This is a genomic window from Algoriphagus algorifonticola (assembly GCF_007655305.1).
Taxonomy (GTDB): domain Bacteria; phylum Bacteroidota; class Bacteroidia; order Cytophagales; family Cyclobacteriaceae; genus Algoriphagus; species Algoriphagus algorifonticola.
On record NZ_VLOG01000045.1, the window covers coordinates 26,672 to 50,014 of the forward strand.

General features: G+C 42.2%; 24 protein-coding genes and 1 pseudogene. 22 read left to right on the plus strand and 3 right to left on the minus strand.

The features are described 5' to 3' along the window. Positions 1-112 precede the first annotated feature (112 nt). The 7 genes and pseudogenes from FL972_RS11405 to FL972_RS11435 all read left to right on the plus strand — a co-directional run bounded on the left by FL972_RS11405 (position 113) and on the right by FL972_RS11435 (position 8,809). Positions 113-706, plus strand: coding sequence for a TetR/AcrR family transcriptional regulator (locus tag FL972_RS11405; RefSeq protein WP_200820542.1), 594 nt, complete (start codon positions 113-115; stop codon positions 704-706). A 71-nt stretch (positions 707-777) separates the two neighbouring features. After that, a complete protein-coding gene (locus FL972_RS11410) occupies positions 778-1,812 on the plus strand; it encodes an efflux RND transporter periplasmic adaptor subunit (protein WP_103923946.1) in 1,035 nt (344 codons plus the stop codon). A 4-nt stretch (positions 1,813-1,816) separates the two neighbouring features. Next, a complete protein-coding gene (locus FL972_RS11415; RefSeq protein WP_014773264.1) occupies positions 1,817-4,891 on the plus strand; it encodes an efflux RND transporter permease subunit in 3,075 nt (1,024 codons plus the stop codon). 11 nt (positions 4,892-4,902) lie between these two features. After that, positions 4,903-6,273, plus strand: coding sequence for a TolC family protein (locus FL972_RS11420; protein ID WP_014773265.1), 1,371 nt, complete (start codon positions 4,903-4,905; stop codon positions 6,271-6,273). 86 nt (positions 6,274-6,359) lie between these two features. After that, on the plus strand, positions 6,360-7,226 hold the full coding sequence (locus FL972_RS11425; RefSeq protein ID WP_014773266.1) for a patatin-like phospholipase family protein: 867 nt from the start codon (positions 6,360-6,362) through the stop codon (positions 7,224-7,226). 10 nt (positions 7,227-7,236) lie between these two features. Next, on the plus strand, positions 7,237-7,467 hold the full coding sequence (locus FL972_RS11430) for a hypothetical protein (protein ID WP_014773267.1): 231 nt from the start codon (positions 7,237-7,239) through the stop codon (positions 7,465-7,467). 127 nt (positions 7,468-7,594) lie between these two features. Further along, positions 7,595-8,809: pseudogene (locus tag FL972_RS11435) on the plus strand (IS256 family transposase). A 260-nt stretch (positions 8,810-9,069) separates the two neighbouring features. Here FL972_RS11435 and FL972_RS11440 read toward each other — a convergent pair. The 3 genes from FL972_RS11440 to FL972_RS11450 form a co-directional block, all read right to left on the minus strand. Beyond that, positions 9,070-9,339 carry a hypothetical protein gene (locus FL972_RS11440; RefSeq protein WP_014773269.1) on the minus strand — a complete coding sequence of 90 codons (270 nt, stop codon included), beginning with the start codon at positions 9,337-9,339 and terminating at the stop codon, positions 9,070-9,072. A gap of 7 nt (positions 9,340-9,346) precedes the next feature. Next, entirely contained in the window at positions 9,347-10,093 is a 747-nt protein-coding gene (locus FL972_RS11445) for a ParA family protein (RefSeq protein WP_144605548.1), read from the minus strand. 68 nt (positions 10,094-10,161) lie between these two features. After that, positions 10,162-10,569 carry a helix-turn-helix domain-containing protein gene (locus tag FL972_RS11450; RefSeq protein WP_144605550.1) on the minus strand — a complete coding sequence of 136 codons (408 nt, stop codon included), beginning with the start codon at positions 10,567-10,569 and terminating at the stop codon, positions 10,162-10,164. A 688-nt stretch (positions 10,570-11,257) separates the two neighbouring features. On the opposite strand from FL972_RS11450, the gene FL972_RS11455 reads away from it, so the two are divergent. The 15 genes from FL972_RS11455 (at position 11,258) to FL972_RS11530 (ending at position 23,342) form a co-directional block, all read left to right on the plus strand. Next, positions 11,258-11,827, plus strand: coding sequence for a GNAT family N-acetyltransferase (locus FL972_RS11455; RefSeq protein ID WP_144605552.1), 570 nt, complete (start codon positions 11,258-11,260; stop codon positions 11,825-11,827). After that, on the plus strand, positions 11,824-12,744 hold the full coding sequence (locus FL972_RS19715) for a helix-turn-helix domain-containing protein (protein ID WP_144605554.1): 921 nt from the start codon (positions 11,824-11,826) through the stop codon (positions 12,742-12,744). Before FL972_RS11455 ends, FL972_RS19715 begins: the two co-directional genes overlap by 4 nt. 152 nt (positions 12,745-12,896) lie before the next feature. Then, entirely contained in the window at positions 12,897-13,262 is a 366-nt protein-coding gene (locus FL972_RS11465; protein ID WP_144605556.1) for a plasmid mobilization protein, read from the plus strand. Then, positions 13,259-14,587, plus strand: coding sequence for a relaxase/mobilization nuclease domain-containing protein (locus FL972_RS11470; RefSeq protein WP_144605558.1), 1,329 nt, complete (start codon positions 13,259-13,261; stop codon positions 14,585-14,587). Before FL972_RS11465 ends, FL972_RS11470 begins: the two co-directional genes overlap by 4 nt. Further along, positions 14,571-15,248, plus strand: a complete 678-nt coding sequence (locus FL972_RS11475; protein WP_250161339.1) for a ParA family protein — start codon at positions 14,571-14,573, stop codon at positions 15,246-15,248. The genes FL972_RS11470 and FL972_RS11475 overlap by 17 nt, the downstream gene beginning before the upstream one ends. Next, on the plus strand, positions 15,227-15,571 hold the full coding sequence (locus FL972_RS11480; RefSeq protein ID WP_144605560.1) for a hypothetical protein: 345 nt from the start codon (positions 15,227-15,229) through the stop codon (positions 15,569-15,571). Before FL972_RS11475 ends, FL972_RS11480 begins: the two co-directional genes overlap by 22 nt. 2 nt (positions 15,572-15,573) lie before the next feature. Continuing rightward, positions 15,574-15,966 (plus strand): hypothetical protein, encoded by a 393-nt coding sequence (locus tag FL972_RS11485; protein WP_144605562.1) that lies wholly within the window; start codon positions 15,574-15,576, stop codon positions 15,964-15,966. Then, a complete protein-coding gene (locus tag FL972_RS11490) occupies positions 15,963-16,292 on the plus strand; it encodes a DUF4134 family protein (protein ID WP_144605564.1) in 330 nt (109 codons plus the stop codon). The genes FL972_RS11485 and FL972_RS11490 overlap by 4 nt, the downstream gene beginning before the upstream one ends. Before the next feature lie 46 nt (positions 16,293-16,338). Further along, complete coding sequence (locus FL972_RS11495) at positions 16,339-16,653, plus strand: DUF4134 domain-containing protein (protein ID WP_250161340.1); 315 nt, start codon at positions 16,339-16,341, stop codon at positions 16,651-16,653. Positions 16,654-16,936: 283 nt separating this feature from the next. After that, positions 16,937-19,429, plus strand: coding sequence for a TraG family conjugative transposon ATPase (locus tag FL972_RS11505; protein WP_144605568.1), 2,493 nt, complete (start codon positions 16,937-16,939; stop codon positions 19,427-19,429). 8 nt (positions 19,430-19,437) lie between these two features. Next, entirely contained in the window at positions 19,438-20,100 is a 663-nt protein-coding gene (locus tag FL972_RS11510; RefSeq protein WP_250161341.1) for a hypothetical protein, read from the plus strand. Continuing rightward, positions 20,097-20,753, plus strand: a complete 657-nt coding sequence (locus tag FL972_RS11515) for a hypothetical protein (protein ID WP_250161342.1) — start codon at positions 20,097-20,099, stop codon at positions 20,751-20,753. The genes FL972_RS11510 and FL972_RS11515 overlap by 4 nt, the downstream gene beginning before the upstream one ends. After that, positions 20,750-21,412: a hypothetical protein gene (locus tag FL972_RS11520; protein WP_144605570.1), complete on the plus strand. Its 663-nt coding sequence runs from the start codon at positions 20,750-20,752 to the stop codon at positions 21,410-21,412. The genes FL972_RS11515 and FL972_RS11520 overlap by 4 nt, the downstream gene beginning before the upstream one ends. Beyond that, positions 21,409-22,191 (plus strand): hypothetical protein, encoded by a 783-nt coding sequence (locus FL972_RS11525; protein ID WP_144605573.1) that lies wholly within the window; start codon positions 21,409-21,411, stop codon positions 22,189-22,191. Before FL972_RS11520 ends, FL972_RS11525 begins: the two co-directional genes overlap by 4 nt. Next, positions 22,188-23,342, plus strand: a complete 1,155-nt coding sequence (locus FL972_RS11530; RefSeq protein WP_144605575.1) for a plasmid transfer protein — start codon at positions 22,188-22,190, stop codon at positions 23,340-23,342. The genes FL972_RS11525 and FL972_RS11530 overlap by 4 nt, the downstream gene beginning before the upstream one ends. Position 23,343 lies beyond the last annotated feature (1 nt).

Here is a 23,343-nt window from a genome sequence, read left to right on the forward strand (position 1 = left end):
AGCTAAACTCCCCAACCGAAAGAATTCTTAAAAGAGTGGGTTTAAAAAAAATGTATATCTTTGCACTCGACCAAAAAACTAATTTGGTCGATAAATAGTTTGGGAAGAAACAATGGAAACAACAATGGACATTAAAGACGATGTAAGTGAGGTCATCCTAAATTCCGCTAAAACCATCTTTGCCAGATATGGTTTTAAGAAAACCACAATGGATGAAATAGCTCATGCTTCAAGAAAAGGCAAAAGTTCCATCTATCATTACTTCAAAAGCAAAGAAGATATTTTCAAGGCAATCGTTGAAAAGGAATCGGATGTGTTAAGTGCTGCCATAGCAAAAGCAATCAATGCAGAAACTACCTCTGAAAAAAAAATACGGGCTTATGTTTTAACAAGAATGAAAGTTATTAACAAATTAACCAATCTATACAGTGCTTTAAAAGATGAATATCTGGAGCATTACAGTTTCATTGAAAATGTCAGAGTGAAGTATGACACCGAAGAGGTTAACACCATCAAAGGAATATTGAAGACGGGTGTTGAAGAAGGTGATTTTAAAATAGAAGACATCAACCTCACCGCCTTTGCCCTGGTCACAGCACTGAAGGGTTTAGAATATCCTTTATTCATTAAAAACAATTATGCAAAAACAGAAAATCGGTTTGAAGGATTGCTGAACGTGCTTTTTTATGGAATCATAGCGAGGTAATTTTTTTTTAACCCATTATCGACCAAAAAACTAAAATAGTCTAATTGTAATTAATAGAACTAACAATGAATATGAAAGTCAATAAACTGCACATCGCTCTTTGGTTTTCCGTTATCCTGGCCGGATGCTCGTCAGGAGAGAATACATCATCGGAAAGTGCGAAGCACATTTCCCTTAATGTTAAAACAGAAGAAGTAATTCAATTTAAAGGAAGCCATACAGTTGGGTATTCCGGGGTTGTGGTGCCAAAGAAAAATACACCACTCAGTTTCTCGGTGCCGGGAACCGTTTCGAAAATAGCAGTAGAAGAAGGACAGCAGGTAAACAAAGGCCAGTTGCTGGCACAACTAAATCCATCGACTATGGAGAACACCTACCAGATGGCATTTCAAAAATTACAACAGGCACAGGATGCGTATAACCGGTTAATGCCGATGCATGAAAATGGTACCCTGTCTGAAATAAAATGGGTGGAGGTAGAAACAGGATTAAGTCAGGCAAAATCGGCTACAGCCATTGCAAAAAAAGGACTTGACGATACAAAACTATATGCTTTTACAGCGGGTGTGATAGGTAAAAAATCGATTCAGGAGGGAGAGAATGTATTTCCAAATATTACAGTTTTTGAATTATTCGACATCAGTAAAGTATATGTAAAAATTCCCGTACCAGAAGATGAGATCAGTTCGTTCAAAAAGGGAGATCAGGCCATCATTACTGTTGGAGCTATCTCTAAAACAATCACCGGTATTGTAAGAGAAATTGGTGTTTCGGCTGATATATTTTCACACTCCTATCCGGTAAGACTTGAAGTTGACAATTCTGATTTAGCCATTAAGCCGGGTATGGTTTGTACAGTCAACTTTGCAACCCAAAACAAGGCGACCGGTGTTCTTATCTCTAACAAAGCAATGCAGCAGGATTTACAAGGGACGCAGTTTGTATATGTGATAGAAAATAACACGGCTCAAAAGCGAGCGGTGAAAACCATTGCTTTAATCGACCAAAAAATTCTGGTCAGCGGAAATTTGAAAGAAGGTGATAAAATCATTGTGGCAGGGCAAGACAAACTTCGCCAGGGCTCACAGGTAAACATTATAAAATAGCATCATGACGACACATAAGTTTAATGTCATAGAATTGGCTATGAGGTATAAGCAAATAGCCATTACCATAACAAGTCTGTTGGTGTTGTTTGGTATATTTTCTCTTTGGGTAATGCCCCGAAATGAATTTCCTGAGTTCATCATTCGACAGGGATTGATCATCGGTGTATTTCCGGGGGCTACTTCCGAACAGGTGGAAGACCAATTAGCCACCAAAGTGGAAAGTTTTCTTTACGGTTTTAAAGAAGTAAACCGGGAGAAAACGTATTCCATATCCAGAGAAGGAATGTTGGTTGTGTTTGTGGAAGTAAACAACAACGTAAAAGACCCTGATGGCTTTTGGGATAAAATAAAATTCGGCCTCAGCGAATTAAAATTACAGTTGCCACCGCAGGTACTTGCGCTGATTGCCAACAATGATTTTGGCGATACAGCCGCTTTGCTACTTACCATACAATCAGAAAGCAAAACCTATAAAGAGCTGGAGAAAGAATTGAAAATTATCGAAACGGAATTGCGAAAAATAAAGGCCGTTTCTAAAGTAAAACACTACGGAATTCAACAGGAACAGATAGCCATTTATCTGGATAATGCTAAACTGGCTTATTACGGTGTGCGTCCTATTACGGTGCTTGCCGCCATGCAATTGGAGGGTGCTGTGTATTACGGTGGCGAACTCAATAATTCAGAATTGATTACACCGATACATATTCCAGCAAATTTCAAATCGGAAGAAGACATTAAAAACCAAATCGTGTATGCCGATCCTGCTGGTAACATCATCCGGATGAAAGATATTGCTACTGTAGTTAGAAAATATAAGGAACCTGACTCTTTCATAAAAAACAATGGGGCAAAAAGCTTGCTGGTGTCATTGGAAATGCAACCTGGCAACAACATTGTTGATTTTGGGAAACAGGTGGATCAATCCCTCGCTTCCATCCGGACTAAAATTTCTTCTGATGTAAATCTGGATAAGATTGCTGATATGCCAACAGCCGTAGATCGTTCCATTATTCATTTCCTGAAAGAATTTTTCATTGCTATTATCGCTGTGATCATCGTTACGATGTTGTTATTGCCTTTACGGGTAGCTGCGGTTGCCGGCGTAACGATCCCCATTACCATTTTTATAACCGTAGGCATTTTATATTTATTAGGTGTTGAACTACACACCGTTTCGCTTGCAGGATTAATCGTTGTATTAGGCATGGTGGTGGATAATGCCATTGTTGTTATTGATAGTCATGTAGAAAAATTAGATCATGGCGAAACGCCCTGGGATGCTGCCTGGAAAAGTGCGACAGAACTTTTTGTTCCGGTATTTTCTGCTACCCTTGCCATTATCGCTACCTATGTTCCTTTGGTATTTTTCTTATCTGGAATGACCGGTGATTTTGTTGGTTCTCTGCCTGTTACCATTGGTGTGGCCTTGTTTACGTCTATGCTGGTGGCCTACTTTCTGGTTCCTTACATGAGCTATGTATTTATCAAAAAAGGAGTCAGGAAAGGAGAAGCGGAAGAAGCAAAAGCCGATAAGAAGTCACTACTCGATTGGGTGCAACAGTTTTATAATAGCACACTCGAAAGTGCCTTCAGAGGACCAAAGCTGACCATGCTGGTAGGCTTACTCTCCATTTTATTAGGCGGAGCAATCATGGCACTGTTGCCACGACAGTTATTTCCAAAAGTGGAGAGGAATCAGTTTGCCGTAGAAATTTATCTACCGGAAGGATACACACTTGCCCAAACAGTTGCTGTTGCCGATAGTATGGAGGTATTGCTCATGAGTGATAGTCGGGTGGTTAATGTAGCCTCCTTCATGGGTACCAGCTCACCACGTTTCCACACTACCTACGCACCTAATTTCCCATCAAAAAATTATGCGCAGTTGGTAGTCAATACCATAACAGCCGACGATGCCGTGGCAATATTGGATGAATATGAAGCAAAACGCAATATTTTTCCAAATGCCTATGTGCGCATGAAACAATTGGATATGCTGAGCACAACCGCTCCGATTGAAGTACGGATTTCCGGTAACAACATTGATTCCATAAAAGCCATCGCTGAAAATGTAAAAAGTATAATGCAACAAAACGATGCTGTTATATGGGCGCGTACGGATTATCTTAATAAAAGGCAGGGTGTGCGTGTAGATGTGAATGATGAACTCGCCAACCGGTTAGGGTTGACCCGAGGACTAATCGCCTCTTCAATAGCATCTGGTTTCTCTGGGATACCTATAGGTACAGTTTGGGAAGGAGATTATCCGGTAGATGTGAAGGTCATTAATCCAATCGATAAAAGAGATGGTTTTGATGATATCGAAAATCAAAATGTAACATCCCTGTTTTTGAGTGCCACAGTTCCTGTGCGACAGGTAACTACCATAACCACCGACTGGAGCGAAGGGCAAATTATCCGCAGGAACGGTGTACGAACTATTACGGTGCGAGCGGATGTAAAAAGAGGGGTGCTACCTTATAAAATATTAGCTGAACTAAAGCCGGAACTCAAAAAAATAAAAACAGGTTCCGATGTTCAACTCACGTATGGCGGTGAGGAGGAAAGTGAATTGGAAAATTATACACCGCTGAGCAAAGCCATGCTGGCAGGCGTAATGTTGATTTATTTTATTTTGCTTTTCCAGTTTAAGCGATCGAGATTAGTCTTTTTAGTGATGCTGACCATGCCTTTAAGTTTTCTGGGTGCGGCTATGGGTTTAGTACTTACCGGTTATCCTTTTGGGCTTACCTCCTTCCTCGGAATAATGAGCCTTATGGGTATCGTCGTGCGCAATGGCATTATCCTGATTGATTATGCTGAAGAGCTCCGCAACAAGAACGGAATGTTATTGGCGGAAGCAGCGGTGGCTGCCGGTAAGCGTAGAATGCGCCCCATATTTCTCACTTCTTTTGCGGCTGCCGTTGGCGTGGTGCCGATGATTGTAAGTGGCTCATCTCTTTGGGGGCCTTTAGGTGCTGTAGTTTGCTTTGGACTGCTGATATCCATGATACTTACCTTGTATGTGCTGCCTGTGATGTATCATCAATCACTTAAGAAATCAATTGCTTAAAATTCTTTAGAATGAAAAAGATAATTATCATAGCTGCCACTTTATTTCTCATAACAGAAGGATACAGCCAGACAACGCTGAGCCTACAAGAAAGTAAAGACTTGGCGATTAAAAATAATGTACACATTAAAAACAGTGCATTGGAAATGGAGATGGCTCAGGAGGTAAAGAAAAATGCTTTTACCAACTACTTTCCTAAAGTAAGTGCAACAGCATTTGCTATGCGTGCGATGGACCCCATCATTAAATTCAATATGCCGGGAGGAAATTTGCCGGTATATGACGGCAATCCGGCTAACCTCGCAACGGCAACAGAGTTTGCTTATTTTCCAGGTTTAAACCTCCAGCTTTTAGATAGAGCAACGGTTGGATTACTCAATATAACCCAACCCATTTTTGTTGGTGGAAAAATCAGCAACGGAAATAAACTCGCCCAATTGGGAGTTGACGTAAAAGAGAAGCAACAACAATTAAGTTTAAATGAAACGCTATTAAAAACAGAACAACAATACTGGCAGATTGTAGTGCTTCAGGAAAAAGAAAAGACCATCGCACAATATGAAGCGTTGTTAAACGATGTAAGCAAGCAAGTAAAGGATGCCTTCAAATCAGGGTTAATTATTAAAAACGATGCGTTGAAAGTACAGATAAAGCAAAGTGAACTTAGAACCAATAAAAGCAAACTGCAAAGCGGCAAGCAGTTAGCGATTAGGCAGTTCTGTCAAACCATCGGTATAGTGTATGACTCAGCGCTGGTATTGCAGGAAGATTTGCAAAACATACAATTGCCAAACACTTATTACACCGATATCGAAGCTGCATTACCAAACCGGGCAGAATATCAGTTGTTGCAGCAATCGGTAAAAGCAGAGCAGTTACAAACTAAAATGAAAAGGGGCGATTATATGCCTCAGTTAGCTGTAGGTGCTGCTGGTTATTCCTTCAACAGCTATTACGAAGGAACTAATACTACTACCAATGGTTTGGTTTATGGCACAGTGTCTATACCCATTTCCGATTGGTGGGGAGGCTCGCACGCCATCAAGGAACATAAAATCAAGGAACAAATTGCCGAGAACACTTTCAATGATACCAAAGGTTTATTAAAGCTTCAGATGGAAAAAGCCTGGACTGATGTAAACGAATCTTATCGTCAAATTATAATGATGGAAGAAACTGTAAAGCAAACCGATGAGAATCTGAAAGTAATGCAGACCAGTTATAACAGTGGTGTTGTCACCCTTTCGGACTTACTGGAAGCACAAGCACTGCAAACAGAAACTGCTGATAAATTGATTGAAGCCAAAACTCAATATCAACTGGCAATATCAACCTATTTACAAGTTACCGGTACCAGTAGAGAGGTTAAGAACATGCGTTAAAGCAATGCTATTTGTACTCAAAAGTAGAAATGGCTAACCATCTGGATTAAATGATAGAATAGAAATTAATGAATGAATTTTAAAAGATGAAAAGGAAAGTATCATTAGTATTATCAAGTGGCGGCTCAAGAGGGCTGGCTCATATTGGTGCTATTAATGAATTGGAGAAACAAGGGTTTGAAATATCCTCTATTTCGGGATCTTCTATAGGCGCTGTTATTGGCGGACTCCACGCGATGGGTAAATTACCCGAATACACCGATTGGGTAAAAACAATAAACCGACAGGTAATCTGGGGACTTTTGGATTTTGCTTTGTCAACCTCCGGGTTACTGAAAGGGGATAAAGTATTTGACAAAATGAAAACAATTATCCCCGACATGAACATTGAGGAGATGCGTATTCCTTTTGCGGCTGTAGCTACTGATCTGCTGAACGAACGCGAAATGATTTTTAAATCGGGTAGTTTTTATGAGGCCATTCGGGCATCGGTAGCAATTCCAACCGTTTTTATACCGGTTATGTATAAGAACTTATTGCTGGTAGACGGGGGGGTGTTAAATCCGGTTCCCATTGAGTATGTAGAACGTAAACAGGATTACATTCTTGTTGTGGTAAATCTATACGGAGATAAAAAAAATGAATTAAACAAAAATGTTTTGCCAAATAACAATTCGAACGATAACCAGCTTAATGGCCTCATGAAAAATATGGCCAAACTGGTTTCATCAGGAGATAAAGGAAGTTTAGGTTATTATTCTATGTTAACCACAACCACTGCTGCTATGATACATAAAATTGCCAGGCAGCATATTGAAAGGTACAAACCGGATATCTTAATCAATATCCCTAATGATTCGGCCAATACCTTCGACTTTCATAAAGCAGATGAACTGATAAAAATAGGGGAAATGGTTGCCAGTGAACAAATAACAAAGTATAGAATATTATAATTATTAAGAGATGGGAAGCTATTCTAAACTCCGTAAAATTATTCATGTTTTTCATCTCTATGGGATCAATTTATTGGGAAAAAGAAAATATGACAACTTCTATCAAGAGCTAAAAATGGATAAGGTTTTTGTATTAGGGCTAATCTTCGAGTTGGAACTTGTTACCAAAAATCAACTTAATGATGAAGATGCGTATTCAGCCCAGGTTCCAGCTTATATTATAGAAAAATTGATTAAATAATTAAAACACATTGACATGAGTGCACAAAAGAAATACAAAATGTATGAAAATCCGATAATGGAATTTCTATCGATCGAGTGTGTAATCTTAACTCTGTCTAAAGCTTTGAATTTTAAGATAGAGCAGTATGAAAGAACAAGAATCAGCATTCAAGAAAAAAGTATTAAAACAGTTTTTATCAGGTGACAACCTGTTCCGAAAGGACGGAGCCTTAGCGCCGATACTCAAAGAGTTTTTGGAAGAGGCGCTCCACGCAGAGATGGAAGAGCATCTTCGGGATGAAGAAAATGGTTGGTCATCGGGCAACAAGCGAAACGGCACGGGCAACAAGATTGTCAAGAGTAACCTGGGAGAAGTAACGATCGAGACCCCACAGGACCGAAAAAGTGGCTTTGAGCCTAAAATAGTGAAAAAAAGGCAGCGCATATTAGCCGACAGTCTGGAAGACCAGATCCGCCCTGTATGGCATGGGAGGCAGTATGTGGGATATATCAGCCCATATCCGGGAGATGTATATACAGAGGTCTCCACCGAAGTGATCAGCGGGATTACAGACCGGGTGGTCCCAAAGGTGAAAGAATGGCAGAGCCGTCCTTTAGAGGATGTATATTGTATCGTATGGCTTGATGCGATGCACTTCAAGGTGCGGGAAGATGGTAAGGTGAGGCATAAGGCCCTGTACAATGTTTTGGGTATCAACAAATAAGGGAAGAAAGAGCTGTTGGGCATGTTTCTTTCTGAAAGTGAGGGGGCCAACTTCTGGCTCCAGGTCCTAAGTGACCTGCAGCACCGTGGGGTAAAGGATATCCTGATCGCCTGTACAGATAACCTGACGGGATTCCCTGAAGCAATCCATTCTATTTTCCCTAAGGCTGAGGTACAGCTCTGTATCGTCCACCAGATCCGCAACAGCCTGAAGTATGTAGCTAGTAAGGAGCAGAAGGAGCTTGCCGCTGACCTGAAACTTATCTATGGGGCAGATACCAAAGACGGGGCAGAGTCTGCCCTGTTGGACCTGGAAGAAAAGTGGGGGAAGAAATACCCTGTGGTGGTCCGTTCATGGAACAGCAACTGGGAACGTCTTAGTGCCTATTTTGCCTATACCAAACCCAACAGAAAGATCATTTATACCACCAACGCGGTTGAAGGCTATCACCGGCAGGTTAGGAAAGTCACCAAAATAAAAGGGGCTTTCACAAGTGATATGGCACTGCTGAAACTGGTGTATCTTGCTGCAAAGAGGATCGAACGGAAATGGACGGCCCCTATCCATAACTGGGGGTTGACAGTCCAACAGTTTGCCATTAGATTTGAGGGGAGGTTAGTTTTGGACGCGGAATAAAATAATTATTTAGTTCCCTTCTCTTGGGTTACCCCAAGAGAAGGGAAGGACAGAGTTCGGCTAACACTCCCCTCCCACATTGTATAAACGTAATTAGGGCTGAAGTGCTTGATTAGCCTTTTTCTACAAATTAATTTTTTACATGTGCGTGTCTTTGTTCAAAAAACCGTATTAAAATCAAGCAAAACGTAAAGTCTTTCATAAGAAACAAAGCCATCCTTTCAGGTGGCTTTAATTGTGCAAAAAGGAGTAACCTTTTCCTAAATCCCATAATGCTTAGCAACCGCCGTCAGAATCATATCTCTCATTGAAGCCTTGGTTTCCCTACCTATCTCATATTTTAACTTATCGAACATATCAGTTGGAATCCGGAGTGAGTAGATTTTCACATCTTCTGTGTCAAACTCTTTGCTTGATGATTTTTCTTTTTGTTGTATCTCAGATTCAGGGTTGATCAGCATTCCGAGACCTCTTTGTTTTGCGCCAAGGTTTTTGTTTCCCTTGCTAGGATCGTTCAGTTTCTTCGCCATATTTTTATCAGTTTAACTTGCTTAAAATTTCATCGACCAGCAGTTCATAATCCTTAGCTCCGTTCGAGTCTGGTGCATAGTCAAATATGCTTTGTCCCTGCAGCTGTGCTTCGGCCAATGCTACGTTGATTCGGATTTTGGTGTCGAACACTTTATCCTGGAGATCCTCGGTGAGTTTCTCCACAATGGTTTTGGTCAGGATTCGGTTTGGGTTGATTTGGGTAATAAACACTCCACCGATTTCCAATTTATCGTTTAGGTTGTCCCGGACTTCTTTCACTATGCCCAAAAGCCGGTCCACTCCTTTGTAAGCAAAGTACTCTCCTTGTAATGGTAGCAAAATGGTGTCACTCGCTACCATGGCATTGACGGTCAATAACCCAACCGAAGGAGGGCAGTCAATGATGATGTAGTCGTATTCTGAGCGGATAGGCTTTAGGAGTTTATGGAGGATTTGCTCTCTTCCAATTTTGGATACAATCTCCATTTCAGCTCCCAACAGATCGATGGAGGAGGGAACCAAGTCCAGGTTTTCGGAGACATTAAGGATCGGTAACTTTTTATTCTCCCGAATGGAATCATAAACAGATAATTCAGGATCACCTTTTCCCAGTCCCTCAGTCAGGTTTGCTTGGGAATCGATATCCAATAACAATACTTTGAGACCTTTTTTGGCAAGCCCAGCACCGATGTTGATAGAGGAGGTGGTTTTGCCCGTTCCTCCCTTGTGATTCATAATGGAGATAGTCTTCATAGCTCAGTTGGTTTAACTAAAGATATGAAAATGTGTTTCCATAAAAAAGTATTTATATAAAAATGTATTTACTTTTGATTGATTCTGGACTCCAAGTTCTCGATGATCAGGTTCTTTGATCTTACCAATTCGCAGTATGAGTTATTTTCAGCAGAGAGTCGTTTTACCTCATTTTGAAGTCTCTCAATTTCGGATTGGAGCCGCTCAAAGAAGTGCTGCTCGCTGCCCAGTTTGTCTGAATCCATTTCACGATCCTCGATGGTAGCAGTAAACATTTTACCTTCTCCTGTCTCTAGCCATCTCAAATTTATGTTGTGTTCCCTTTTGAGAAGGATCTTTATTCTCCCCGACACGCTGTTCTTGCCTCGTTCTATGTCAGAGTATCCTGCCTGAGTCAATCCCAACGAAGGCCCGAAATCTTCTTGGGTTTCCTTTAAGAATTTCCTGATGATTTTTAGGCGTTGATTTTCAGTCATTTCTGAATGATTCTGATTTTAAAACGATTAATTTTTTCAATAATATAGCAAAACCATATATTTTTATATTTGGACATATTCAAAAGGAATTATCCATTGGTCTTTTCGGATTGCTCAATTGGGATAATCTACAAGACTTCTTCATTCTTTGATTTCTTAAACACAGGGCCAACCACAAGCAAAAACTATCTTGAAATTGGATAGAATCCTTTTTCCCTTTTGCCGATTTCATGCAGATCACTTATTACAAATATATACTTACAAATGTATTTTGAAATGTGATTATTGGTTTTCTATATATCTACATATCTGTATAGCTATATATAGGACAATACCGATATAGGGATTATATTGATATCCTTGTTCTATTGATGTGAGGATTACTTCTGGTTTAATTAATGAGCCACATTTTATCTAAAGCCAAAAATTTTGGCACCTTTTTCCGGTAGTGGGGAATCGATGGCCTTGAGGGATGTCGAAGAATTGATCTTGCTTTTTCAGCATGTGAAAATGAAAAAATGTGTTGAAGAACCTTTTGCGTGTTCCTTGCAAGTTGTGTATTTGTGACACAAATTCTGCCGAATTTTTTTCACAAACACGCACTTGCCATTCCGATGATTCTCCTCAGAATCATCCAAAATGGAGGGATTTAACCTCGCAACTCGGTAAAATTTAAAATGACTGAACCATGAGAAAATTCATTGAACAGGATCGAGAAAAAATCATTAACATCTTAGTAAATTCTTTTGAAGGCAATAAATCCGTGGATTTTGTAGTCGGGAAATCGGCCGCTTCCAGGAGAATTCTGATGGAATACAGTTTGGCAAACTGTCTGGAAAACGGAGAGGTGTATATATCCGAAAGCGGAAAATCTTGTGTCTTGATCAAGTATTCTGACCGAAAGCGAAAGCCTTTCAATCTTTGGGTTTGGGATCTGAAACTTGCGCTTCAGGGAATCGGAATTTCAAGAATTTCAAAGGTCCTCAAACGGGAATCCAGCATAGAAGCAGTCCAGCCCAAAGAGCCATTTCTCTATGTTTGGTTTATCGGTGTAGAGCCGGAAAACCAAGGTAAAGGAGAGGGTTCCAAGCTGCTCAAGTCAGTTCTTGACATGGCTGAAGACAAGAAGCTCCCTGTTTGCTTGGAGACTTCCACGGAACGTAATTTTAAATGGTATGAGAATTTCGGGTTCTCAGTGTATGCATCATCCGCTCAATTTGGCTTCCCATTTTACTTCTACAGAAAGGATTTGCTATGACAGTGTTTGGAACTGACATGCACTTGGCGACATTCATATTTGTCGTTTGTGAGGTGCTGTTTTTTGTTTCTCAGTTGGTTTTGTATCTGCAAAATCCCGCTGAAAAGAATCGTCAATACTACTTGATTCTCCTGGGTCTCTTGATCATTTACAATATCGCCGGAGGCTTGTTTCCTGATCCTGAGCTTCCGATTGATATCAATTTGCAGATCAATCTGGCTTATGGGACTGGGTTTGTGATGGGAGCCTATTTCCCCTATTATTTTTATCGGGTTTTCGAGCTGGATGATTTGAGGTGGAATGCCAGGGTTGGAGTCTGGATATTCTTGATAGCGCCATTTCTGCTTTTCTTCTGTATCGGCCTTCCATTATTGGATGACCTTCCGGCCACCATTTGGTATGGATTGGCGATCCCCTTGGTTTATGCGATCTATCTGATCGTGATCATTTTTCTCAGTATAAGAAAGAAATTTGAAGGTTCTCAAAATTCACTCGAAGCAATTTTGACTTACTCTGCAGCGGTGCCCTGGGTATTGCTTCCGGTTTTTAGCTATGTCGATGCTACCCAATTCGTGGAAGTGATTTGCACAAATGTTGGCTTCATCATTATTACCTTTTTGTTTATCCGAAAGATGATCTTCGAAAACAGAAAGGTCTTCGCAAAACTCAATGATTCCGACCTGAGACTACCGGTTGATCCCAGTGAATTTTTTGGGCAAAGATGCGCTGAATTTGGTTTGACCAAGAGAGAGTGCGAAGTGGCTGAGAAGGTTGCCCAAGGCCTTACCAGCAAAGAAATAGCCCAGGTACTTTTTATTTCAGAAAGAACAGTCAACAAACACCTTCAGGCGATTTTTAAAAAAGCTGACAGCAAAAACCGAGTTGAGCTGATCAACGCCCTGAATTCCTACTCATAATCCTGATTTTCTAGGCTTTACCCGTTGACTAAGTATATCTGCGTATAGGGATTTCTATATACGCAGATATGCCTATTTATCGCATTTACGCAGTTTTAGGTATTTTTTTTTGCCTGAGGAATCCAATCCTTTACCCCCATCAACATGTAGCCATGATGGAGAAAAGAGAAAATCTCTCTTGGGTATCGGTCCGGTTAAAGCCGGATGTTTTTGCCCGATTGAAGGAGGAAAGTAGATCCCTTGGAGTGTCCCTGAGTCACTTGATCAGAATGAAGCTTAGCGCTGACACGATCAAGATCATTGACACCAAGGGAATCCTAAATGCAATCGATAAGGTGGTTGCTGAACAGGCCAGGGTGAACAATAATATCAACCAGCTGGCCAAGCATGCAAATACCTATCGAGACAAAATTTCCCCGGAGATTTTCAAGAGTCACACAATCCAAATGGCCAAGCATCTTGAGCATCGGGATTTCATGAACAAGTTTTTGAAGCAAATCTACCAGGCAATCAAATGAGAGTTAAAATCCTTTCCAGCGCCAGTTCATTCAATGGGGTGACTTACAACACGAACAAAACCCAAAATGAAAAGGGAGAGCTAACCAGGCTCCGAAATTTTGGGTATTTGCAAGACACCAAAGGTGTAGGTCCGAATGAGGTGAGAAATTACCTGATAGCGCATTCGAACAGAAATACACTGGTCAAGGATAAGCAGTTTCATGCCATGATCAGCTGCAAGGGAAGGGAGTATTCCAAAGAAGAGCTGACGGATATTACCCATGAGTGGATTGATAAAATGGGCTATGGAGACAATCCCTTTTTGATCGTTTTTCACAAGGACACCGCCAATAACCACGTCCATATTGTGTCATCGAGGATCGACAGAGAAGGCAAAAAGATCAGTGATTCATTTGAAAAGCTGAGGGCACAAGAAGCAATCAACGAGATCATGAGACTCAATCCCAAGCATGAAGCAGTGAAGGCTGCGGATAACTTGATGGAGTTTCGCTTCAGTACCAAAGCCCAAGGATTCCTGTTCCTGGAAAATTTGGGATTCAAAGTGCGGGAAAAGGGCGAGCAAATTGAATTGATCAAGTATGGTTCAGTACAAGGCCATATTCCTGCTTCAGAGTTCAACCAAAAGATCCAGTCCTATCAATTAGATAAGGATCGCGCCAATCAGCTGAAGGCGATTTTGGATCGGTATTCCAAGGTTTACCAAACCCTTCCCACTTGTCTTTTTGAACCTAAACCTGGCGGCAAAAAAGGAAACCAAACCGGGTATCGCTCAGATCTCTGTGATTTTATCCGGGACAAATTTGGGCTACAGCTCGTGTTCCATGGCAAAGATGGAAAAAGGCCCTATGGATATTCCCTGATTGATCATGCAAACAAGATCATTTTTAAGGGAAGTGAGGTATTTCCGATTCAGCGATTTTTTGAGAAGGAAGGTGAATGTAAATCCTATCAATCCCAGAAGTCAGCTAAGGATCAGCCTCTCGATTTGATCGAGGCAAAAGTAAAGCTGCAATCTGCCCTCAATGATTTTTCGACCGTTCGGCAAGGCTTGGAGCACCACGCTTTGAAGCTGGAGAATCGGGATGGGAATTCTTTCCTGAGAACAGTCCAAGGAGATATCGCGGCCAGCGACATTCTTTCCACCGAGCAGCAATTGGCATTACGGCAATATTTCCAAGAAAGAGAAGCCAATGGGGAGGGACAGAGCCAAGGGATTTTTGACTTGGCCCCTGTGCTCAACATCGCTAATGACATCGATGATGAAGCAGTGCACGGCAGGAAAAGAAGCAAAAAGCGAAAGGGAGAAAATGAAATCACCAGATAAAGAGAAGGCCATGATCATTCTATTTGCAAACCAAAAAGGCGGAGTGGGAAAAAGTACCCTAGCGGTGCTGTTTTCAAATTTTGCCGTCCAGAAAAGGAAAAGAAAGGTGAAAGTCTTTGATATGGACTTTCAGCAGTCGCTTTACAACAAGTACCTCAATTCGGACCTCTTGGAAAATGAGAAGTTGTATGAAGTCGAGCTTTCGAATATTCCCGGATTCAAATCCATTAAGAAGCGAGCTGCCCAAGATCCCAAAATTCTCACCGTCATTGACCTTGCCGGTAGAATGGATGACGATAATCTGGTACCGGTACTTAAGGAGTCTGAATTGATCATCTGCCCATTTTGCTATGACGAGTACAGCGTCACCAGCACCTTTGAGTTTTGCTACGTGGTCAAAAAGGTGAATCCTGAAAGCCGGATCATCCTGATCCCCAACAGAGTCAAAACCTCGGTCAAGTACGAAACCTTGGAGAGCGTCAACCAGGCACTTGGACAATTTGGTGAGTTGACCTCCCCGGTATCGGATCGGATAGACTTCCAAAGACTGACTACCACTTACACTCCCGAATCGCTCGTGCCTATCCTGGATCCCATTTTCAACAAATTATTTGATGACCACATAGAAGCAGATCAGCCATGGCAAACGGAGACTACATAAGCAAACTTGTCCAAGGGGTAAGGGCAGATTTGGTATTGCCAGAAATTGAGGTGAAGCCTTCAGTAAAGTCCAAAAGAAAAGTGATTGCCAAAACCAGAAGTCGTGGAATCAATAAGCTGATAAATGCCATAAAGGATTTTGAAGTAACGGGAGATTCTAAAAGGCTGATTCGGATGGACACTCGAACAGAAGAAGTCCTGAAACTACTCAGTCCCACTTTTGGAGTGGACGTGACCTCTTTTGTGAATTTCCTATGCTGGGACTTTCTGGAAAACAATCCGGAACTGGTCAACGAAATCAAACAATCCATACAAAAACTATAACCATGAGCTGGACAGACTTCTTTCTATACCTATCCCTTTTCTATGTGGTGTACTATGCAGTAAATGTCGTCATCGATGTTATGCGCAAACCACAACTTTCAGAAGTGTCGGCAGGGAATGCCTACACCTTCCAGACGGACCTCAATGAGTTTGACGAAAACCCAACCGTGATTGAGGATAATGACCCGGTGCTTGAACCTATAAAGTCCAAAACAGAATCGGCTTCCTCGACAGAAGTATGGGTCAACAACGAGGAGGATTCAGAGGAAATCGAATTTGAAATCAACGATCCCAGCCCGGTCAAATCTACAGGAGGAGTGACTACGCTCAATTCCCTCTTTGTCCTGGCCAAGGAAGGCAGTATTGAAATGAAAAAGAAAGTCGTGTTCTCATGAAAGCCCTTCGTCGATTTATTCTCCTTGGTCTTATCTCCTTCTTTTTCCATATGTCGGGATCAGAGACTTATGGCCAATCCCCTCCAGGAGTCTCAAAATTTCAGGAGGTGGAGACCGATATGAAGAGTTTCTATGTGGCTCTTTCCCGACTCTCATTTGTGGTTGGCGCAGTCTCGGGATTACTTGGAGGTCTTCGGGTTTACAACAACTGGCAAATGGGAAGGCATCAGGTGGATGTTCAGGTCATCAGTTGGTTTGGAGCCTGTCTATTCCTGGCCACCATGGGCTTTTTTCTCAGCGGATTATATGCTGTTCCACTGACTTGACACACCTATTAAAGCAAAATCAAAATCAATATTTTCTCAATAAACTATGAAAACCATGTTCAACAAAACCAAAAAAATGATCGCAAGCGCCTTGTTTGCGATGCTTGCAACCACAACAACCAATGCTCAAGGTGTTCAAGGGATCACCGCTGCCGAATCTTCTCTACTCGCCTATGTGGATCCCGTGGCCAGCCTATGTCTGGTAATTGGAGCGGTAGTCGGGCTGATCGGAGGGGTACGGGTTTACATCAAATGGAATTCCGGTGATCAGGACATCAATAAAGAATTGATGGGATGGGGTGGTTCCTGCCTGTTTTTAGTCTTGGTCAGTGTGATCATCAAAGCGTTTTTCGGTGTCTGATGGCTAAGCAATTTCCGATATATAAGGGGCTTCAAAAGCCTCTTATATATCGGGGTTTTCAGGGAAAATTCATCGGATGGGGAGTCGCTTCCTTAGTTATCGCGGTCGTCTCGGGAGGATTAATCGGAAGCTTAACCAGTATGGTTTTAGGCGGGGTAATTACTCTAATTGTCATGACAACCGGACTTTTCATCACCTCTCAGCAGCAGAAAAAAGGCCTGCATAGCAAAACAAGGTACAAAGGGGTATTTCAGATCGCTACATCCTTAAAATCGAAGTAATCATGTTTGGGAAAAAAAGGAATGAATTTAAGCTTCCCTATCTGGGGATTGAAGATCAGATCCATGGTTTTCATTGTCTATTCAATCTGAAGGGTGACTTTGGAATCATCCTTGGGTTGGACAATCTAGTCTTGCAGTATTCAGCGGATTCTTCCAAATACGATTCCTTTCACCAGCTATACACCAACCTGATCAAAATATTGGGTGAAGGGCATTTGATCCAAAAGCAGGACATTTTTTCAAGAAAGGCTTACAGCGAAACATTCTCAACAGAATACCTACAGCGAAAGTATGATGACCATTTCCAGGGGAGGCAATACACTTCGCTAAAGACATTTTTGGTGATTACCAAACGGGCAAAAGGCAGATACAGTCAAAAGTCAGTCATGGATTTTATCCAGACATTGGGTAAGGTAACCGATCTTTTTGAACGCGCGGGAATCAAGGCAGAAGCACTCTCAAAAATTGAGACTGACCGATATGTAAAACGGATTCTCAGCATGAATTTCCATGAGGAAAAGATTGTGCTGGACAACCTGCTTGCCGAAGAAAGCCAGGTGGAAAGCGGAGAAAGAGCGTTTCGGTCGATCACCTTGGTGGATACCGACAAAGTAGAACTTCCGGAAAAAGTAACCACCCATTTGGAGCGTAACGACAAGGATAACCTAAAAGGGTTTCCGGTGGATAATATGGCCTTCCTCTTCGATGTCCCTAATTTCCAGACGATAGTTTATAACCAGGTCATTGAAATCATTGAGCAGAAAGCAACGCTGAACAAGCTGGAATTGAAGCGAAAGCGCCATTCTGGGATACCTGATCCAGCCAATAATATCTGTGTGGAAGATATCGACAGGTTATTGGAAGACGTGGCCAGACACAATCAGCTTTTGGTCAATTGTCATTTCAATGTGGTTGTTTCCGCTAAGAAGGAGCATATCCAAGGAGCAAGTAATTATGTAGAGTCCTCCCTTTTCCAACAGGGTATTGTTGCCAACAAAAATTCCTATAACCAACTGGAGCTTTTCAGGACACTGCTTCCGTGCAATACTGCTGAGTTGAAAGTTTATGATTTCTTTCTGACGACCTCGGATGCTGCCCTTTGTTTTCTCTTAAAAGAGTCACTGAATAAGGATGAGATAAGCGGATTCCAGATCCGATTTACGGACAGGCAAGGAATCCCTTTGAAGATTGATCCGGCTGATTTGCCGATGCAAACCAATCGGATCAACAATAGAAACAAGTTTGTATTGGGTCCCTCCGGTTCGGGGAAATCATTCTTTATGAATGCACTGATCGAGCAGTATTGCATGTGGAATAAGCGAACCAATCCTAAATGGCTCATGGATGTGGTCATTGTCGATACCGGCCACTCGTATTCTGGACTTTGCCAATACTACCAAGGGAAATACATCACTTACACCGAGGAAAAGCCTATAACCACCAACCCTTTTTCCATTACTGAAGAAGAGTACAACATCGAGAAGAAAGACTATCTCCTGACTCTGATTTCCCTTTTGTGGAAGACAGCGGAAGGAACAGTCTCTCAGGTCGAAGCAGATGTTATTTCCAGTACCATTTCGGCCTACTATTCTTCCTTTTTCTCGGGAGATAGTAAAATCGACCGACTCTGCTTCAACAGCTTTTATGAATTCGCTTTGGAGAAAATCCCCGAAATCAAAGAGCGTGAAAGCATCGGATTTGAACTTGAAGAGTTCCGCTTTGTGCTGAAGAAGTTTTACAAAGGAGGTGAGTTTGAAAACCTGCTCAATGAGGAAGTTGACCAGTCCTTGTTTACCGAATCATTTGTGGTTTTCGAGATTGATAGCATCAAGGAGCACAAGGTGCTTTTCCCGATTGTAACACTCATAATCATGGATGTTTTCATCCAAAAAATGAGGTTCCGAACCAAATACCGGAAAGCACTCATCATCGAAGAGGCTTGGAAGGCCATCGCCTCCCCGCTCATGGCAAGCTATATTTTATATCTCTATAAAACAGTCCGAAAATTCTGGGGGGAAGCCATTGTGGTAACCCAAGAGCTGGGAGATATTATTGGAAATGCGGTGGTCAAAGACAGCATTATCAATAATTCGGATACCATCTGTCTTTTGGATCAAACCAAGTTCAAAGACAATTATTCCCAAATCGCCTCTCTGCTTTCCATCAATGAAAATGAAAGGAAGAAGATTTTTACGATTAATCAGCTGGATAATCATGAGGGCCGAGGAAGATTCAAGGAAGTCTATATCCGAAGAGGATCTGCCGGTGAGGTATATGGGGTGGAAGTATCCTTGTACCAATACCTGACCTATACCACGGAAAAGCCCGAAAAATCAGCCATCGAAATCTATATCCAAGCTTTTGGAGGATACCAAATGGGATTGGACGCTTTTGTCGAAGATTTCAAAGCTTCTGAGCTAACCCTACATGAGTTTTTCAGTGAAGTCAACAAGCAAGGGGCTCCGACAAGAGAAACACTAACTGCAACTTTTTAACCAAGACCATGATGAAAACATTGAACCTACTCGCATTTCTGATCCTCTCGGGATCTGCTTTTGGGCAGACTGTCTATGTGGATCCTGCGGTAGCAGGAGCAACGGCGGCACATTCTGCGGTGATCAATTCCCAGCTGAATGCCACCAATGAACGATTGACTTTGATTGAGCGGGGACAGCTCGCGATTACAGGAAACCTGACCATTGTCAATACGATGCAGGACAAAATCTACAAGGGACTTTCTGAGGTCAGTTCGATATTAACCAATCTTTCCAACGTTCAGGAAATCGCACGAATTGCCACCGGGATTTCCAGTGACCTCAGTCAGGTGATGGACTTGGCAGGGGAGAATCCCGCTTTACTCCTGTTTGCCGAGCGGAATGCTACCCTATTTCAGCAAAGGGCAACTTCCTTGGGTTTGGAGGTCAGTTCTTTTGTGTTGAAGGGAGGAGAAAACAACCTCATGAATGCAGGTGAGCGGTCCAAGTTGATCAATCAGATTTTGACTGAAATGGTCATCCTGCGATCCTACTCTTATGGAATGTATCGAGCCATGTATTTCGCTCAGATGAAAGGATTTGTAAGAGCATTAAATCCTTTCCAAGGTTACATCAACGTGGATATCCAGCTTGCGCAGGATATAGCCAGAAAAGCCAAAACCCTGCAATGATGAAATCTTTTTGGCTTTTTTCCTTCATTTTGATTGCAACCCTTGAGGTGAGTTTTGCCCAAACCAATGTGGCTCTTCTCCACCAGCTGGTTGAGGAGTCCAAGTCTGAATACAACCTTCAAAAACAGGCGAAGGAAAATCAAGGAAGGAACGCGGTCAACGAGGAAGTCAATACCAATTTGGTCAAGTCGGTAAAGGAGAAATACCGGGCCGTTCAAGACCGATTCGCCAAACTCTCGATTGTTATTGATGCTTTTGGAATTGGTTCTGCGGCTGAGCCCTTGGTCAACTCCATTATTGATAACCAACAGCAAATTGTTTTCTACTGTAGCCAAAATCCGGAGTTAGTACTTTTTGCGGTAGAGTCTGAAAAGGTTTTCGTCGAAAGATCCTATTCATTGTTGAATTACCTCTTTGGCCTATCGGCAAGTATCGGAGTGGTCAACCAGATGAAAGTTTCCGAAAGAAGAATCCTTTTCCAACACATTTTGGATGAGTTGAGGGAGATCAATGGACTTTCCTATACCGTTTCCAAATCACTTCAACACTATCTGGAAAGGAAGCAAGGAGTCAATCCCTACCTACAGTATGTGGCAACGGAAATGGCTTTGGTAGAAGAAATTATTCAAAACGCCAAAACCCTAACCCGATGAAGAATCTCCTTTTACTTTTCAGCTGTTTCGCGGTTCTTGAATCCTATGGGCAGACCGTAGTATTTGACAGAGAGCATTTTTCGATAGTCAATGCCAATGCTGCGGTACGAAATGCAAGTGAAATAGGGTATCACCAAACCTTGGATATCATCAGGCAAAACACCGATGATATCATTCTCAATTCATCCAGCCTAGCACTGGTTCAAACCATGATTGTCAATTCCCTGACCCAAATCAATGAGGGGTTCAAGGATGCAATTCAGGTAAGGATGATCGCTGAGACGGTATTGGATATTAGCTCCATTTCCGCAGAGGCTTTCCAATTGGCAGGAGATAATCCCATCCTTTTTCTTTTTGTGGAAGAATACACCGCTCAGGCGAAAAAACGCAGTCTCAATCTAGCCACGGAAGTTTCTTCCCTGATTCTCAAAGAAGGCGATAATCTCCTGATGAATTACAATGTCCGGGATGAGCTACTTGATTCGGTTCAAAAGGAATTACAGGTAATTCTTGCCTTGGTACTGGCTGCAAAGAACAGCATCTACTGGGCCAAGACCAATGGGGTAATCCGATCTCTCAATCCTTACCAGACCTATATCAATCGTGATTTAGGATTGATCAATGAAATCATTCTCAAACATAAAATCCTTACCCGATGAAGCAAGCTCTCCCAATTTTGATACTTTTTTCTGTTTGTATTCACAGCTATGGACAGATTCCCATCCATGATAGAGCGATTTTCGCTCAGCAGGAACGAATGGTCTTTAAGCAATGGGATGAAGATAAATTCTATCCCGAACCCAAAAGATTCCTTGGAATCCCAACGAATCCGATTTGGTATATCACCTGGGGCTTGCATCCCAATTACCCTGATCTAGACAGAAGGCCTTTATCTCCAAGGGGTGAACAGACTCAAAGGCTGGGATTGGCAGCAGCCATGCAGATTTCATCGAACTACTACAAGCAGCACTCAGATACGGTCAAGAACTTGGCAAGAGCTGAGATCGCCCGTATTTCAGGCGCTTTTTCATCAGCAGATCCGCTAATCCAATTCTATTATAAGCGGGAGTTGAAGCCATTGGAAAGTCCTGAAGCCACAGCTTTTCATGGCGTTCCTGCAGAAGTAATCCAGTACATGACTGATCACGGGGCTTATCAATGGTATTTAAACAACATGGCTTCGCTTTCAGAACGATATGAGTTTGCCAAAAGCCTGGATATGGAAAGAGGGCAACGGATTCTGATGTATCACAGAATCATGCTCGAAATGAGAGATGTCCTTAAAAAGTGGCAATACAAGCTGGATATGTCTTCCAATATGCTTGCCTTCCGAAAGTTGAACCAGCGAAAAATCAGCGGAGAGATCATCCTTTCAGATCCAAAAAGCGAGGAGGATAGAGCCAAGAAAATTGCTAATCAAACCCAAGGGATAAAATGAAGAAGCTGATCACAGGACTATCAATTTTCCTTGGGGTATCCATCTCCGGATTTGCACAATCGGCCAACCATGACCAGTACAAGGAGACCATAAGCTATTTGCAGGGAAACAGCATTTATGACAGAGGAGTGATGACCTTCTTTGAAGAAATGAGGGATTATGGCTTTGCACACTCAGATCCTTTCATGAGAGATGCTCAGACCTTGGCCTGTATTTTCATGCTGATTTTTTTCAGTCTGAAATGCTACGAAATGATGGCGGGGGACAAGAAGCTTGAAATTATGCCCCTCCTGAGGCCATTTGCTTTGGTGATTCTTCTGATGTGGTGGCCAATTTTCTGCCAGATCATCGCTTTTCCCACCGATTTGATCGCAGCCAAAACGGAAGCGCTTTTCGGGACCCAAAACGATATCAATAATGGGTTGCGGCTTGACCGCGCCGCCTACATGATCGAGATGGCCGATCAGCTAGTGGAATATCAGGCAGTGACGGAGATGGCATCGGAACAGGCGCAGGAATCCGATAAGGATTTGGGGACGGTGATTGTGGATGGGGTGAAAGGATTTTTCTCCGATCAGATTCTAGCTCCTATTGTCCAAATGCGAATCAGGATGCAAACCAGCCTTCAGCTTCTCGCTACCCAAATCATCGAATTGGTGGCCATATGGATTCTGAGAGTGTGTGTCTATATCATTTTCATGTTGCAGATCATCTACTCGACAGTCTTGGTGATACTCGGACCTTTTTCAGTGGTAGTGAGTATTCTTCCAGCTTTTCGGGATGCGTTCACGACTTGGATAGCCAGGTTTGTTTCTGTCAACCTTTATGTGGGAGTGGCTTATTTGATTCTCTACATCACAGGAAGACTCCAGCAATACGCCTTGGAGGTCGAAATTGACAAGTACGAGTACCTGCTTTCAACCGGTGGCGGAGCGGATCGACTTGAAAAAATGGCTTGGCTGGCATCCAATGGCTTTTTGAGTTTCGGGCTGGTGATAGTTGCATTTTTTGTCAGTGCCATTGCCATTACTACCGTGCCCTCCATTTCCACTTGGATCATTTCCACTTCAGGAATCTCCTCGGCAGCAACCACCGCCGGAAGGATGGGGTCTTCTGCTTCAAAATCAATTTCAAGAGCTAAACTAATCTAAC

Bases quoted from the DNA above. Each gene is read 5' to 3' on its own strand.
- FL972_RS11405 (WP_200820542.1), top strand. From the start codon at position 113: ATGGAAACAACAATGGACATTAAAGACGATGTAAGTGAGGTCATCCTA.
- FL972_RS11410 (WP_103923946.1), top strand. From the start codon at position 778: ATGAAAGTCAATAAACTGCACATCGCTCTTTGGTTTTCCGTTATCCTG.
- FL972_RS11415 (WP_014773264.1), top strand. From the start codon at position 1,817: ATGACGACACATAAGTTTAATGTCATAGAATTGGCTATGAGGTATAAG.
- FL972_RS11420 (WP_014773265.1), top strand. From the start codon at position 4,903: ATGAAAAAGATAATTATCATAGCTGCCACTTTATTTCTCATAACAGAA.
- FL972_RS11425 (WP_014773266.1), top strand. From the start codon at position 6,360: ATGAAAAGGAAAGTATCATTAGTATTATCAAGTGGCGGCTCAAGAGGG.
- FL972_RS11430 (WP_014773267.1), top strand. From the start codon at position 7,237: ATGGGAAGCTATTCTAAACTCCGTAAAATTATTCATGTTTTTCATCTC.
- FL972_RS11440 (WP_014773269.1), bottom strand. From the start codon at position 9,339: ATGGCGAAGAAACTGAACGATCCTAGCAAGGGAAACAAAAACCTTGGC.
- FL972_RS11445 (WP_144605548.1), bottom strand. From the start codon at position 10,093: ATGAAGACTATCTCCATTATGAATCACAAGGGAGGAACGGGCAAAACC.
- FL972_RS11450 (WP_144605550.1), bottom strand. From the start codon at position 10,569: ATGACTGAAAATCAACGCCTAAAAATCATCAGGAAATTCTTAAAGGAA.
- FL972_RS11455 (WP_144605552.1), top strand. From the start codon at position 11,258: ATGAGAAAATTCATTGAACAGGATCGAGAAAAAATCATTAACATCTTA.
- FL972_RS19715 (WP_144605554.1), top strand. From the start codon at position 11,824: ATGACAGTGTTTGGAACTGACATGCACTTGGCGACATTCATATTTGTC.
- FL972_RS11465 (WP_144605556.1), top strand. From the start codon at position 12,897: ATGATGGAGAAAAGAGAAAATCTCTCTTGGGTATCGGTCCGGTTAAAG.
- FL972_RS11470 (WP_144605558.1), top strand. From the start codon at position 13,259: ATGAGAGTTAAAATCCTTTCCAGCGCCAGTTCATTCAATGGGGTGACT.
- FL972_RS11475 (WP_250161339.1), top strand. From the start codon at position 14,571: ATGAAATCACCAGATAAAGAGAAGGCCATGATCATTCTATTTGCAAAC.
- FL972_RS11480 (WP_144605560.1), top strand. From the start codon at position 15,227: ATGGCAAACGGAGACTACATAAGCAAACTTGTCCAAGGGGTAAGGGCA.
- FL972_RS11485 (WP_144605562.1), top strand. From the start codon at position 15,574: ATGAGCTGGACAGACTTCTTTCTATACCTATCCCTTTTCTATGTGGTG.
- FL972_RS11490 (WP_144605564.1), top strand. From the start codon at position 15,963: ATGAAAGCCCTTCGTCGATTTATTCTCCTTGGTCTTATCTCCTTCTTT.
- FL972_RS11495 (WP_250161340.1), top strand. From the start codon at position 16,339: ATGAAAACCATGTTCAACAAAACCAAAAAAATGATCGCAAGCGCCTTG.
- FL972_RS11505 (WP_144605568.1), top strand. From the start codon at position 16,937: ATGTTTGGGAAAAAAAGGAATGAATTTAAGCTTCCCTATCTGGGGATT.
- FL972_RS11510 (WP_250161341.1), top strand. From the start codon at position 19,438: ATGATGAAAACATTGAACCTACTCGCATTTCTGATCCTCTCGGGATCT.
- FL972_RS11515 (WP_250161342.1), top strand. From the start codon at position 20,097: ATGATGAAATCTTTTTGGCTTTTTTCCTTCATTTTGATTGCAACCCTT.
- FL972_RS11520 (WP_144605570.1), top strand. From the start codon at position 20,750: ATGAAGAATCTCCTTTTACTTTTCAGCTGTTTCGCGGTTCTTGAATCC.
- FL972_RS11525 (WP_144605573.1), top strand. From the start codon at position 21,409: ATGAAGCAAGCTCTCCCAATTTTGATACTTTTTTCTGTTTGTATTCAC.
- FL972_RS11530 (WP_144605575.1), top strand. From the start codon at position 22,188: ATGAAGAAGCTGATCACAGGACTATCAATTTTCCTTGGGGTATCCATC.